The organism is Aeromonas sp. 604282 (assembly GCF_049170575.1).
GTDB lineage: Bacteria > Pseudomonadota > Gammaproteobacteria > Enterobacterales > Aeromonadaceae > Aeromonas > Aeromonas veronii_A.
Genome location: NZ_JAAKMV010000013.1, coordinates 132,017 through 146,943 on the forward strand (window position 1 = coordinate 132,017; position 14,927 = coordinate 146,943).

At 37.1% G+C, this 14,927-nt stretch carries 12 protein-coding genes and 1 pseudogene; all 13 read right to left on the minus strand.

Annotation, left to right across the window (positions count from 1 at the left end):
- Positions 1-96 precede the first annotated feature (96 nt).
- Positions 97-1,155 carry an LPS O-antigen chain length determinant protein WzzB gene (locus G5367_RS15610; RefSeq protein ID WP_421244589.1) on the minus strand — a complete coding sequence of 353 codons (1,059 nt, stop codon included), beginning with the start codon at positions 1,153-1,155 and terminating at the stop codon, positions 97-99.
- A gap of 120 nt (positions 1,156-1,275) precedes the next feature.
- The gene (gene wecA, locus G5367_RS15615; protein ID WP_421244588.1) at positions 1,276-2,313 is read right to left on the minus strand and encodes a UDP-N-acetylglucosamine--undecaprenyl-phosphate N-acetylglucosaminephosphotransferase; all 1,038 of its coding nucleotides are present in this window, start codon (positions 2,311-2,313) and stop codon (positions 1,276-1,278) included.
- Positions 2,314-2,427: 114 nt separating this feature from the next.
- A complete protein-coding gene (locus tag G5367_RS15620) occupies positions 2,428-3,483 on the minus strand; it encodes a DUF1972 domain-containing protein (protein ID WP_421244587.1) in 1,056 nt (351 codons plus the stop codon).
- 395 nt (positions 3,484-3,878) lie between these two features.
- The gene (locus G5367_RS15625) at positions 3,879-5,000 is read right to left on the minus strand and encodes a glycosyltransferase family 4 protein (protein WP_421245214.1); all 1,122 of its coding nucleotides are present in this window, start codon (positions 4,998-5,000) and stop codon (positions 3,879-3,881) included.
- Positions 4,997-5,848: a glycosyltransferase gene (locus tag G5367_RS15630; RefSeq protein ID WP_421245213.1), complete on the minus strand. Its 852-nt coding sequence runs from the start codon at positions 5,846-5,848 to the stop codon at positions 4,997-4,999. Before G5367_RS15630 ends, G5367_RS15625 begins: the two co-directional genes overlap by 4 nt.
- Before the next feature lie 35 nt (positions 5,849-5,883).
- Positions 5,884-7,329: a hypothetical protein gene (locus G5367_RS15635; protein ID WP_421245212.1), complete on the minus strand. Its 1,446-nt coding sequence runs from the start codon at positions 7,327-7,329 to the stop codon at positions 5,884-5,886.
- Positions 7,319-8,389, minus strand: coding sequence for a polysaccharide pyruvyl transferase family protein (locus G5367_RS15640; protein WP_421245211.1), 1,071 nt, complete (start codon positions 8,387-8,389; stop codon positions 7,319-7,321). The genes G5367_RS15635 and G5367_RS15640 overlap by 11 nt, the downstream gene beginning before the upstream one ends.
- A 96-nt stretch (positions 8,390-8,485) precedes the next feature.
- Positions 8,486-8,626 (minus strand): annotated as a pseudogene (locus G5367_RS15645) (acetyltransferase); the annotation flags it as partial.
- Between the two features lie 277 nt (positions 8,627-8,903).
- Complete coding sequence (locus G5367_RS15650; protein ID WP_421245210.1) at positions 8,904-10,163, minus strand: oligosaccharide flippase family protein; 1,260 nt, start codon at positions 10,161-10,163, stop codon at positions 8,904-8,906.
- A gap of 32 nt (positions 10,164-10,195) precedes the next feature.
- Complete coding sequence (locus G5367_RS15655) at positions 10,196-11,620, minus strand: phosphomannomutase (RefSeq protein ID WP_421245209.1); 1,425 nt, start codon at positions 11,618-11,620, stop codon at positions 10,196-10,198.
- Positions 11,617-13,032 carry a mannose-1-phosphate guanylyltransferase/mannose-6-phosphate isomerase gene (locus tag G5367_RS15660; RefSeq protein WP_421245208.1) on the minus strand — a complete coding sequence of 472 codons (1,416 nt, stop codon included), beginning with the start codon at positions 13,030-13,032 and terminating at the stop codon, positions 11,617-11,619. Before G5367_RS15660 ends, G5367_RS15655 begins: the two co-directional genes overlap by 4 nt.
- A gap of 172 nt (positions 13,033-13,204) precedes the next feature.
- The gene (wecB, locus tag G5367_RS15665; protein ID WP_421245207.1) at positions 13,205-14,329 is read right to left on the minus strand and encodes a non-hydrolyzing UDP-N-acetylglucosamine 2-epimerase; all 1,125 of its coding nucleotides are present in this window, start codon (positions 14,327-14,329) and stop codon (positions 13,205-13,207) included.
- Between the two features lie 364 nt (positions 14,330-14,693).
- A partial coding sequence (locus tag G5367_RS15670) for a dTDP-4-dehydrorhamnose 3,5-epimerase family protein (RefSeq protein WP_421245206.1) occupies positions 14,694-14,927 on the minus strand: 234 nt, incomplete at its 5' end.

The window sequence follows — 14,927 nt, forward strand, 5'->3', positions numbered from 1 at the left end:
CAGCTCCTTAGGCCCACCCATTATTGAAAGGGCATACAAGATACAGACAAAAAGAGAGGGGGCACATTGCCCCCTCGATTACATCAACGATTCCTATTATGCCTCTTCTGGTCGGCGAAATGCATAGCGAATCAGAACAATACCAATACCAACCATTCCTCCAAGCAGGGTCGCCAACACCACAATCAAGGGACGTTTCGGCTTGTCACGGCTAAGGGCTTCATCTGGAGCATCAAGATAGGAGAAAGGACGAAATGAAATACCGTCCAAAGATATGCTTTTTAAACGTGCCATCTTTACCTGCAGAGACTGCAATTTGGGTTGATAAACCTCAAGGTCGATGGATTTCAGTAATGACAGTTTTTCCTCCAAACCTTTCGAACCCAAAGAAATGAGGAGACGATCCCGAACGTTATAATTTTCCAATGGAGCACTGACTCCAGCCGCTTTGGCTACTTTGTTAGCCATCGCCAATTCTACTATTTCCTGTTGCAGGGCACGTTTAGTGTCCTCCTGCATGATCAGGTACTCAGTTTTCATGCCATCCAACTGCAGATCACGCTGTTCAGTGAGACGGTATATCAACTGCTTTTGTTGCAGCTTGACAATATAGTCAACATACCCCTTCAACATTGCCAGCGACCTTTCGGAAGTGGGGGCCGCAAACTTGAGCTCAACACCCGGCACCTCCCCCTTCTTATCTACGGGCTGAGCCGTGACGGATTTACTCCAGTCGCGCAGCCAACGCACCTGCGCCTTGCTATCCAACCCATGGTTTTTTACAACCTCGGCAAATAAAGGGCTGGCTTTGAGATAGTTACGGCGATTCTCGTAACTGTTGAACTCCAGAATAAATTCCTGGTGTAGATTTTTGCCACTGGGAAAACCGCCAAGACCCAATGCAGTTGCATGCTTTGCCACTTTCAGCATCGGAGTCATGTCCTCCGGCTTAGGCTCTGCAATCACTGCCGAAGCTGACCACTGCTGCGGAGCCAACAACGCATAAGAGATACCACACACTGCAAATACGCCAGCAATAAGCACTATCAGCAGCTTCTGGCGCCACAACACCAGCATCAGCTCACGAAAATCAATCTCATCAGAGGCAGCAGGTACTACCCACTGTGCCGGTACATCTGGACTTTTTTCTTTCATCACTGTCTCACGTTAGGTTAAAACAAAAGATACAGGCATTTCAGTATGTAGCAACTCAAACAATTCGATATATGCACAAGGACTGGACTAAAATAACATGAGTGCCCAGTTAACTAAAACTCATTGTTTCCGTCTAATCCAAGCTAAAAAACGCCATATTGAATTCAACCCCCACAAATAGAGCATAAAAAAACATAAAAAAAGAATAAAACTTAATAATTCAGGAGCTCGTATTGACTCGAAGTAAATACCAATTACAGCACATACTGTTGCCAAAAAACAAATAAAGCACAACGCCTGATTAGGAGATAACCCCGCACGCATACATATATGATGTAAGTGTTCTCTGTCAGGTTTAAAGGGGGAGTGTCCTTTACGAATGCGCCTAATCATAATCGCTACCATATCAATCAACGGTATAGCAATTAACCATAATGCTGTGACAGGATACATCTGCGCTTTAGGACCTTGCGTACCTTGTAGCAAGGTCCAGATAACTGTAAAGCCTATCAGCATACTTCCAGCATCCCCCATAAAAACCTTGCGACGCGTTCCAAAAGGAAATCCCAGATTAAGAATGACATAGGGGATGACAACAATCATCATCAATAAACAGAAGCGAGCCAATAATAACTGTTCATCAATATAATTAAGGTACGCTAACCCACCAAAGGTGACTAGAGTTAGCCCGCCTAGCAAGCCATCGATACCATCAACCATATTAAAAGCATTGATGGCGCCCAGAACGGCAAAAACAGTCACAATATAACCAAGAGGCCCTAATACAATTTCATGGCCAAATGCTAACCCCCCCAAACTTTTTAGAGAAAGTCCAGCACCAAAGATCATGGCGCAAGAGATTAATATCTGCACGACCAAGCGAATACGATAGTCAACATCATATTTATCGTCTATTGCACCCATGATAACCAAGACGGAGGCACACAAAACATAGATATCTGAACTAGTTAATAAGTCAGGTTTGAACCATAACGCCAACATCAAAGTCAAATATATAGAAATGCCACCAACCAAAGGAATTGCGCCTTGGTGTAGTTTTCGCTCGTTAGGTCGATCAACTAGATTTATTTTTTTAGCCACCTTTCGTAAAAAAAATAAGAATATAAAAGCTGTAATGAAAAATGTTGCATATTCCATTCTATGCCACCAAAGAAAGATATAAATATATGGTTAGAAATAAAATCAACTCAATCAAAAATAAAATCCAGCCCCTAATAAATTAAGCAATTAAAATCAGTGTCAATGAAACGATTAAACGAAAAGCTGTTCATATTTATCGACTATACTACACCATTGATAATTATCACTTGCAATTTGCTTCATCCTCTCCCCAGAATGAACTACATGTTCATCATACTTTTCAATAAGCTGGCGCAACGTTTCTATGCTATTAAAATATAGAGCACTGTTATCTGTAGTATAGCGATTGAAAATACAATCAAATGCATATATTGGCATGCCAAATTGCATGGCTTCAACCAAAGAAGGATTGGTACCACCAGCAGAATGACCATGCACGTACCCCTTACATTGCCTTCTCATCTTATAGAGCACGGAGATATCATAGATAGGATCAACAATCTCTATATTTTCATAATGCGAAAACCTGCTTTTAAGCGCACGTCCATATTCACTTGCCTCCCAGTTACCAATGAAGCACAATTTCTCTCTAGATTTAGAAAAGGCAGTCAGGATCAATTCAATATTATTCTCAGGCTCTATCCGACAAAGTGAAAGATAAAAATCATCTTTGACATAATTTTCCTGGTGCTCGACTTGTAATGCATGGTCTCCACCATAAGCTATGACCTCACTGACAACACCATATTCATCCATTACATAATCAGCGATACCCTGATTATCTGATACGACAGTATCTGAAAAACGAACAGCAAGTTTTTCCGAAAATTTCAAAAATTTTTTCGTCAGCCATCCCCACTTATCTCGCCGCCACTCCAGTCCATCAATATTCGTAACAATACGTGACGAACTAAACAACCGATAGATGGGTAAGAACAAACAACCAGAGACCCCCAATATCAATGTGACATCAGGTTTTTTCTTAAGGCAAATTATCAGACTTAATATATCATAGGGTATACTAGAGACCCCATTAGCCTTGATCGGGAGATATAACAACGAAGCATCTTTATAATTATCAGATTTTATTTGATAAGCGTGAGAAGAGCAAAATATATGATATTCTACACTGTCTGACTGAAAGTCGACAAGATTTTGCACTAAAGATTCAAAACCGCCATAGCAAGCCGGTATACCGACAGTACCAATTACAGCAACATTATTCATCAAATCGAGCCCTAATTATAAATATTTATCACCACGAATTCTTTATCTGAAATATTTCAGAACTTCATAAATGGGAGACGATATATTTTTATAGAAGATATTTGTTTTTGATAGACAAATTGTAATGGCTAGTACTCTTATAAAAAGATCACGTGTTGTCGCTGATTGTATAGAGACATATCGAGTATTCTGTCATCTATAATTGGATAAGTAATCTCCCCTGCGCAATATCTCACTCCCATTGCTCATGTTTAGATTGTTTAGATTGTTTAGATTGTTTAGATTGTTTAGATTGTTTAGATTGTTTAGAAACATAAAATCAGGGAAATCTTGACTAACAAGAGAATACTTTATAGAAAATGAACGATTTAAGATGTTTGGAAGTCCCTAGAGCATTAACCCTGATCTTTATTTTTTAACCGTAGTGCAAGTTGATATGCCTCTAATGTTTGTTTAGCCGTGTGGTGCCAAGTAAACATAGAAGCAATTCTATTTTTTAAATCTGGATTAAATTCCTTGCTCATAACGGATATAACCCCCTTCCTTATTGACTCAACATCTCCTGGTTCACAATACTCTGCATAATCCTCAAAATAAAATTTTGTATCCCCTCGATCAGTAACCAGAATATTGCAATGCATCATTGCGGCTTCAAGAGAGGATAGACCAGGAGTCTCCATCCAAGATATTAACGCATGAGCCTTTGCTACATGGTACAACTCTGCTAGTTCTTCTTGATCTACATGATTAATAAACACCACATTCGCGCCAGCTTCACGAACACATTCATCATAATAGGCTTTACTATTGGGACTTGGCTTGCCCACGATAACTAATTTATAGGGTAAATCTTTTACGGCCTTAATAAGGTCTAATTGACACTTTCTGATTTCAACACGAGCAGCACTAAGCAAACAGCCTTCAAACTCTTTATATTTACCTGAGAATTTTTTTGAATGATCGAAAACTGATGCATCAACTGCATTAGCTACCCATAAACCGTTATATGTATCAAGCTTCATATCAGACACAACACGATCGAGCTCAGTAGGACTATTTGGTAAAAGTACATCTACATTTTTTGCAATAAATTGTTGTGACAGATAATGACCTTTAAATAGATAAAGCAACATTCCAAAATGGAAATTACCATTAAGAATAATCCTGGCAGTAGTTTTAAGATATTCTAAAGTGTATTCTGAAACATTATTAGCAATCCATTTCTGAATACCTTCTCGCTCTTTTCTATCACATTCAATGTAGCTTCCCCAAATTGTTGAAAGCACCATTGGTATATCTTTTTTCTTTGCTCGCTTCACATTAAAAAGTAAATCTTGTGGATTTCTTAAATTAAAAAAATGGATCAAGTCATAGCCATCAAGGTTAGGTTTAGAACAATTTGCTATTTCAACAACAACACCTAATCGCTCAAGATACTCTTTAGTTTTTTTCAGTTGAACTGTATCACCACCTGGTCCACTAAAGACCGTTGGGCGAGTTATAAATAAAACATTCATAATTTAACCTTGAAGGAGGATAACACACCATTAAAGAAGCCACAAACTTGGGCAACATACATAGGATAGGTAATGAGTTTCTTTCTTCCGAGAAGAACTAACATAAGCAATGGTAGAGGAAAGATAATTAAAAAAAACCTAACAAGATATTTATATAGAAACAATCTCTGCATCCCTTCACCGATACCATAATTAAAGACCTTTTTCATTGTCTCTTTAAAGCCACTTGGCAATTCCCAATAAACAATAGCCTCTCTACAAAAAATAACATTATCCGTTAATTCAAAAATTTTTATATCGAACAGTGTATCTTCTGCGGTATATGATGTTTCTGGATAACCACCTACAGCCTCCCATAAAGACTTTTTGAATCCTAAAGATCTGGACGAAGGTAAAAAGTCCTTAGCATTATCAACTTTAACCTCAGGGCAGAATACATCAGATATATAGGTCTGAAAATGGTTCCCAGATTGAGCCATGTAGTTACCAGAAACAATATCGGCCCCCGCTAGAAAAGATTTCTTCATGTTTTTTACCCAATTAGAATCAAGTATACATCCTGCATCAGTAACTAGTATTACATCATGGCTGGCTTTTGATATAGCCACATTTCTACCTTTTGCTATTGGCCCCACGCAATATTTCTTACTACATGTTTCATCAACTATTATTTTTAAATCGATATCATGGACAATATTATCTTTAATTAATTTTACTGTAGAATCAGTAGACCCCCCATCGACTACAATAAATTCATCAACCAGCTCCGTTTGCGAATTTATACTTTTTAAAAAAAGCAAAATATTATTTTCTTCATTAAAAACTGTAGTTATAAGTGTAAATTTCATAAAACTCCATATATATGAACTATCTGACAAATCTGTTATGCACTTTTAAAATACTGCTTAGGAACCAGCAACGCGATATAAAACATCAGAACCATAAGAAGTTGAAACTCGAACCTAAAGTAGTAATTATATATAAGCAAGACACATAAAATGGCTAAAGGTATCGACTTCCTCATTAATAATATGGATGTAAAGAACGGTATGATTAAATATAGTCCTAAACCTAAAACCCCGTATCTTAGCAAGAAGGTAGCGACAAAAGTATGAGGATTGTAGTATTCACCGTTCTCGATTTCCTTCAATGGAAAACTTTTTTCATCTAATTTTTCATTCAATGGTGGTGGAGAATATTCAAAATTAAAGTGGGAGCCAAAACCTTTACCAAACAAGAGAACGTACAAATTCTTATCGGCATCATTTGCAATATTAATAATTTCATGTTTACGAACAAGTGCTGAACCAGAGGGAGTTGAATTGGAATCAAGAGTAAACTCTGATGCTTTCCACATGATAAAATCATATAAACGTTCATTTGTTATCGATATAGAAACAAAAAACGTCAACAAAGTAACAGATAAATATATCACAATTCGCCCACACTTCTTTAAGCTACTTAGCTTATCATCAACATTACTTTTAATGAGAAATACTAATATCAAAAGAAAAAACAAAGATAATAAGACAATTGCCATAACACTCCGAGAAGTAGTTAAGAGTGATATTAAAACCAAAGAGAAAATTAACGGGTTAGAATAAATAGCAAAGTACTTATTTTTTGTAAGCACATAGAAATACATGGCACAAATAGAAAGCAAAGGCTGTGTCATTAAATCTAGTGATGGATTTTTTAGTGCGAAATCACTAACAATAAAAAACACAGCTCTTAAACCTAAGATTGGAGGTATTAAAGCAATCAATCTAACAAGCAAGTCAACAACGATAGCCTTATTATAATTTCCATTTAAAACAAGTATTGATACAAGGCTAAAAACTAATGTAAAAATATAATATTTAGAGGAAGTTATTAACTGAGGAAAAGAAAAAAAAGTTCTAACCTGTAGATCTAAGATAGTCGACATCAAAGAAATACTAAACATCAACAAAAAAAAAGGAATCGTTAAAACTGCATAGCGGTGTACATGCTTCACTTTTAGAATAGCAATAAACAAGAAATAGAATATAAAAATATTAGTTAACGTTAATGGGCCAATTTTCACGCTGGAGATAACATTATATTCAACATCCCCAATATTCAGTGAGGCATAAAGGTCTAATATGTTTCGAGGAAACTCCGGAAATAAAACACAAGTAAACCAAAAAAACAGAATCGCTCTCGCTAGATAAAAGACACTATAAACAGACAAAAAAATAAATATCAATATACTAATTATTACACCAGAATAATTTAAACTAAAAAAGTCTATAATTAGATAGCTAAAAAAGGCTGGTGTAAATATCAGAATAAAAGAATTATTTTCCATCGATGACACTCTTAAGGCTAGTAAATGCCAAATCTTTTTCTAACTTGATTAACTCTGCATTGCTTGAAAAACTCTCTATTATAGAATCAAAGTCAGCTACATAGTCCACAGCGCTGAGTTGAATTATATATTGCTTGGATGACTCAGGATGGAATTTGGATACAAATCGTTCAACTTTTGGCGAATACGATAAAGCAACATACGGTGTACAAGTCAATTCGGATAACACAACTGAGTGCAAACGAAATCCAATATGAAACTTTGCATCACAAATTAAAGCGGCCACATCATCAACCTTTACTTCGTGATAAATCTTAATCTTATTCTTAAAGACAACTCCTTCGATAACTTTTTCATGAAACTTATTATCAGTAGACTTACCTTGATGAAAAGGAATGAAATATACATCAACATTATATTTACTGATCACCGAGTTAACTAAATCAATGCATTTACTAACAACATGTAGGTTCGCAGAATAATCATAGTGCCCGGTAAATGTTATATAGGATTTTGTTATATTGCTATTTTTTGAGGTCATACCTAAGTTAGGTGCGAGAAAAAAAAGATCTCCGGCCTTTGATACTTTGTCAATATTACTACAATTATCAATCACGTAGTTATATGAATTTTTTTCCCTCAAAGAAATTGTAGTACACTTGTCTAATATAGAACTTACCAATCCCTTACCTTCACTCGTAACTATATTACCAACGCCAACTGATACAAAATGCACTTCAACTTTAAAAAAAGAACACAAGCTCATTATTTTTTTAATAAAAGCTAGCCCAGATAATCCTTCTGAATCATACAAACATGTTCCACCAATCCACAAAAGTTTACTGGACGTAAAGATTGATTTTAGTAGTCTTAATTTTCCTACATGGCCACAAATGTTTATATACTTAACTTTTTGCTCTCGACTTTCTAAATCATCAGTACGGAAAACATCAATTGCATCGATTTCATCAACCAGAGAATAAAAATTTAGAGCACTACTTAGCATTACTTCGTCACCAATATTTCCTTTGCCGAAGTACCCAAAAATTGTAATTTTCACTATGATATAATTTCCAAATTTAACTCAAGAATGCCTAGATAAGTATAACTTATTATCTTTCTTCAATTTTAAGAATAACTCCACATCTCTGTGACCTATTATCTTAGCTGGATTCCCTGCAACAATAGAATAAGCATCCACATTTTTTGTCACGACTGACTGTGCAGCAATAACAGCACCTTCACCAATGTAAACACCTTTCAAGATCGTGACACCGAGACCAATCCAAACATGATCGTCTATTGTTATTGTCCCAAGCAAGTCCTCATCATTTTCACCATATGGTATATAATTCATAGATCTATAGTTATGTGAAGAACTCCATAACACAGATTTTGGACCAATAATGACATTATTACCAATAATCACCCCCCCCTTGGCAGACCAGTATGCATCAGGTCCAATATAACAAGTCCCACGAAAATGTATATTATCTGTAAATTCAAAATAACCACGCTTGGGAAAAGTTACACTTTTCCATTTTGCTCTAAAAGCAATATTTTTATATATACGATTAATTGTGTCTAGAAGCACTATATTTTAACTCCTTTATGGATAGAGTTGTAATTGCTAACCAACTGATTAACCTTGAAACGAAGATTCCGATTGCTATACCAATTAAGCCGATGTCGCGGATCAATAGAGTCTGTAACAAAACCATTACTAATAATTGAACAAATCGAATACATAAAACAATGTATGGTTTATGGGCGTAAAAGTAACTTTCAAAAGGAGTAAAGTAAATCCCTCCTAGATAAGCAACAACAAGTAGCGAAAATACATTACCACCTCCAATATATCTCTCCCCATACAGAAGATTGAATATATATGGCGATAATAAATAAACTGAAATTGCAACTATTGGAAGAATGAATATGAGCCTTTTTTGTTTGTCAAAAATCACAGCCAAATAATCAACTCCTGATTCAGACATTTTCTTTAAAAACACATTCATGATAGATGCTGTAATTAACGGAAATGCCAATGCAAGGCTACTGGATGCCGCATAAATCCCTAATGCCTCAAACCCTAAAAAGTGTTCAATTATCAGTAGATCTACTCGCATGATAACAATTGATAAAAACGCAATAATACCTATGGGAAGTAAAGTTCTGAAGAAACTATGATGAAAAGCTTTAGTGAGTTCTTTAGAACATTTTTCTTTTTTTACTTTTGGATATATAAAATAAACAATAATAAGAAGAACAAATGGATACAAACAAAAACCAACTAGTGCGGATTCATACATATTAAAACTAGAAATAAATGTAGGTAAAGCAAAAACAAAGGATAATATAAGTATAGACTTTACAATGTTATTCAAGATATTTAACTTGTTATACAGCAACCAACAACCAAAAGATTGCAATGAAGATATATAGAACCTAAATAAAGTAAAAAGTGAGAATGAAGAGTATAAACAGACTAACTCAAGTCTATCAAGTGAATATTTACTAGCAAGAAAATATATTGCTAAAAGCGAAATAACATTAGTTGCAAAGTACCAATACTTATATATATATTCTATATATCCACAAGCAACATATTCACCATATTCATCTTTAGCCTTATTATAAAAAATGACTTGCGAAGAATTAAACCCAAAGTCAAAAATAGTATATAAAACAGTTACCAAAGAAAAAATCAGAAATATTCTACCGTATTCATCAACGTCTAACAACCTAGCCAATACAATATTCAGAAAAAAACCTAATCCAGCAGCCATGAAATTACTGAATATAACCGAATATATATCTTTCTTTATTGTGGACAATTTGACTACCTTAAAGCATTAGCAGAAAAATACTATTTGATGACTAACATCATCAAACATTGCTTCACTAACCAAACCGCTCTTTGAAAACTATGCGCCTCCGCGTAACAACGCAGTTCTGGCGCATTACCAGAAGGGCGAAAATGAACAACCTCTCCATTATTTAACGTCATACGAAGACCATCGGTAGTATTAACATTCACCACATCAAGCTCCCCCATCCCTAAGCTGACTAATAACGCCTTTGGATTAGCTATTCCTCGTTCTAGGATAGCCAAACTATTATCACGCGCAAAGTTTTTTATACGGTCACTCGCTGTGTAAATTTCGGGTAACATTTTCACTAAATCAGAAATAGCCGTTGTCCTAGTCATTGCCAATACAGCCAACACAGGCAAGACCGCATCACGAGTTGGCAACGCACTCAGCGATACACCATTAACATCAATGTCAGCCCCCAATAAAAAGCCACCATTGGCCTCAAATCCCGCAACTCGGGCACTTAATTGCTGCAAGCGTTCAAATGCCTCAATTACATAAGGCGAGCCAATTTGCGTGCGCTCAACATGCTTGAACGAACCGCAAGCCTCAATCGCAGAGTTACAACTAATAGGGACTGCTAATACTTCAATTCCTAGGTTTTTAGCCGCAAGCAAACAAAGGATATCACCACGCAAGTAGTTGCCCGTTTCATCAGACAAAAGAGGCCTATCACCATCACCATCAGTTGAAAAAATGGCATCAAGCTCATACTCTTTTTGCCAAGTAATTGCCTGCTCGATATCAGATTGACTCACAGCCTCAGTATCAATAGGAACAAAATTATCACTACGACCAAGACTAATAACCGTAGCTCCTAACTTCTCAAACAAACCTGAATACAAGTCACGCCCAGCACTTGAATGCTCATAAATGCCAATACGCTTTCCCTTTAGTGTGTTCTCATTAAATATTTTTAGGTAACGTGCAGAGTAATTATTCGCCGCTCGTTCAGATACTTTAGGTAACACAACAGTAATCAGTTCAGGCAATATGACATCAGCAGTTAATATTGCTATTTCATCCGATTTACTGATTTCACCGTCAGGGCGATAAAATTTAAGGCCATTTCTATCAAATGGAATATGGCTCCCTGTTACCATAATAGCTGGAATACGGTCAGCCATTGAAGTAACCGCTAGAGCAGGCGTAGGAATAACACCGTAATAATCAACCTCAACTCCAGCCAATTTTGCAGCAGCAATACAAGCAGTTGCAATTTCAGGGCTGCTTGGGCGATTGTCAATAGCTAGCGCCAAACGGTTAAAGCAAAAGCTTTGCCGCATCACTTTGATAAAAGCCAGAGTAAATGCCGCGCAAACCTCTGGATTAAAATCAACGACTAAACCACGCGCACCACTAGTGCCAAAGGAAATGCCACTAGTTTTTATGATATCTGAAACGATTGGTTTACTCATTTTTCAGACCTGCCGTATCTGTCTTCAAAGCGCACAATATCATCCTCTCCTAAATAAGCCCCTGATTGCACTTCAATTAACTCTAATGGTACTTTCCCAGGATTTTCTAGTGCATGTACAACACCAACTGGAATATAAGTGGATTGGTTTTCGGTCAGTAACATTTCCTTATCACCATTGGTAACTTTGGCTGTCCCGGTTACCACAATCCAATGCTCAGCTCGGTGATGATGCATCTGGATAGATAACTTTTCCCCAGGCTTAACCGTAATACGCTTAACTTGAAAGCGGTCTCCACGATCAATAGAATCATATTTACCCCAAGGGCGGTAAACTTCGCGGTGATGTTGCCATTCGCTGCGCTGCTCTGCTTTAAGCTGCTCTACAACTTGTTTAAGTTGCTGCACTTCAGACTGTTTCGCCACTAAAATAGCATCTTTGGTTTCGACAACAACAACACCATCTAAGCCAATGGTCGTGACTAGTTTCTCAGAAGCGTGTACATACGTGTTACGGGTATCGACATTGATCACATCTCCGCGGCAAGCGTTGCCAAGCTCGTCTTTTTCAGACACTTCCCACAACGCAGACCAACTGCCTACATCACTCCAACCACAATCCATGGGAATAACCACAGCTTGGGTAGTTCTCTCCATTACCGCATAGTCAATCGAATCATCAGGACATGCTTCAAAAGCAGCTTTATCGACACGAACAAAATCCAAATCAGACTGTGTTTCAACCATCGCTTGCTTACAAGCTGTGAAAATTTCTGGACACAGCTCATTTAGTTCTTTCAAATATGTGCTGGCTTTAAATAAAAACATACCACTGTTCCAGTAGTACTCACCCGAAGCCACGTAATCTTTCGCCGTGGCTAAATTAGGTTTTTCAACAAACTTAGCAACTGAAAACCCCAAATTATTACCTTGGACATCGCCACGTTTAATATAGCCATAGCCTGTTTCAGGAGCTGTGGGCACAATACCAAACGCCACTAACTTGTCAGCCTGAGCAAAAGGCACAGCCTGCGCTACAGATGTACAAAATGCAACTTCATCATTAATCACATGATCAGCAGCCAACACTAAAAGCAGAGGATCATCACCAATTTTCAATGCTTGCATTGCAGCAAGAGCAATTGCTGGTGCTGTATTACGTCCAACAGGCTCCAATACAATGCCACTAGTTTTAATGGCATTGGCACGAAATTGCTCAGCGACATTAAATCTATGTTCTTCATTACAAATAACCATGACTGGTGCATGCTCAATTCCCTTTAAACGATGCACGGTGGTTTGCAGCATAGAATGACTGCCGAGTAGTGTTAAAAATTGTTTGGGGAATTGTTGGCGTGAAAGCGGCCATAAACGCGATCCTGAGCCACCAGCCATGATCACAGGTAAAATCATTTATTATCCTTAATAAGCAATCAGTGTATTTTATTGCACCCATTAAGAAATATCATAGTTTAAAATTTTCTATATAGGCAACTTAAATATATAATGAAAAACCACATTCAAATTAAATAAATTACAGTTTCTTGTGACATTAAAACTATTTTTATCTATGTTACCTATAACCTTACTCAGCTAATGCATTTAAAATCCTTTCACAAGATAATCCATCACCGTATGGATTATGGGCAAAACTCATTTCGGTATATACGTCAATATCATTTAGCAATACCAAAAGCCCAGCTACGATTTTATCAACATTTGTGCCTACTAATTTAACGGTACCTGCAGCAACAGCTTCGGGGCGTTCTGTTGTATCACGCATCACTAATACAGGTTTCCCCAGCGAAGGAGCCTCCTCTTGGATTCCACCCGAATCAGTTAAAATAATATAGCTACGCATCATTAAATAAATGAATGGCAGATACTCTTGAGGCTCAATCAAAATAATATTTTCGATACCACCTAAAATGCGGTTAACTGGCTCACGTACATTAGGATTTAGGTGCATTGGGTAGAGAATCTGCACATCAGGATTGGCTTTAGCTGTGATAGCTAAAGCTTCACATATTCGTTCAAACCCATCGCCAAAACTTTCGCGGCGATGTCCAGTAACCAAAATTAACTTTTTTGTCTCATCTAAAAATGAGAACCGAGAGGCTAATGTAGCTTGCAGAACACTATTTTGTTCAATCTTATTTTTTACCATAAGTAGCGCATCAATTACAGTATTTCCGGTAACGATTATGCTATCTTCAGCATAGTTTTCTTTAATCAAATTTTGCTTAGATGTTTCGGTAGGTGCAAAATGGTATTTTGCCAATGCACCAGTGAGCTTGCGATTTGCTTCTTCAGGCCATGGAGAATAAATGTTCCCTGTGCGCAAGCCTGCTTCGACATGTCCTACAGCAATTTGCTCATAATAAGCAGCCAAACTGGCAGCAAAGGTAGTTGCAGTATCGCCATGTACTAACACAACATCAGGTTTAAATTCTTGTAGAACCGGTTTTATCTCAAGCAAAATACGGGCTGTAATATCATTTAATGTCTGCCCAGCCTTCATAAGATTCAAATCATAATCTGGTTTAATCTCAAATAATGATAATACTTGATCTAGCATTTCACGATGCTGGGCGGTGACACAGACTTTCGCCTCAAAACGTTCATCAGCAGCTAAAGCATGTACCACAGGTGCCATCTTTATTGCTTCTGGCCGGGTACCAAATACCGTCAACACTCTCTTTTTTAACATATCAATAGCCTTTTAAATTCACTTTTAAGTAGCTGTTCACCAGATTACGAAATCTGACATGCTTAAAGGATTTGAGAAAGGAACTAATTGTTCTTACTCACCAGCTTTTGATTCATCTTCACATTTAACTTAAAACTAATTTTCCTGCCAACTTATACAATGCGATACTCACCTTATCGAACTCCAATATTTAACCGATAATACAATAAAGCACCTATCACCAAACATCCTAAACTTGCGGCCAATAATACATCTTACAGTAATATCCACTGAGCCACCGCCGGACTAACTTTTCAAAATATTGTAATATGGTATTCAAAATTAGGCGTGTACAAACATTCACCTTGTGGGCATCTATTTACATTTAAAAGGTAACCGCCAAATTCAATGTAACAGCATCTTGATCTTTCTTTGACAAACTCACCTTACTTGTCATCGGCCACCTAATCCCGACTAGTGGGTCATCCCAATGGATTGAGCCTTCACTCTGCGGTGAATAGTAATTGGTTGTTTTATACAAAAACTCGGCCGTCTCTGTCAGAGTAACAAAGCCATGCGCAAATCCTTCCGGGATCCACAGCTGTCGCTTGTTTTCTCC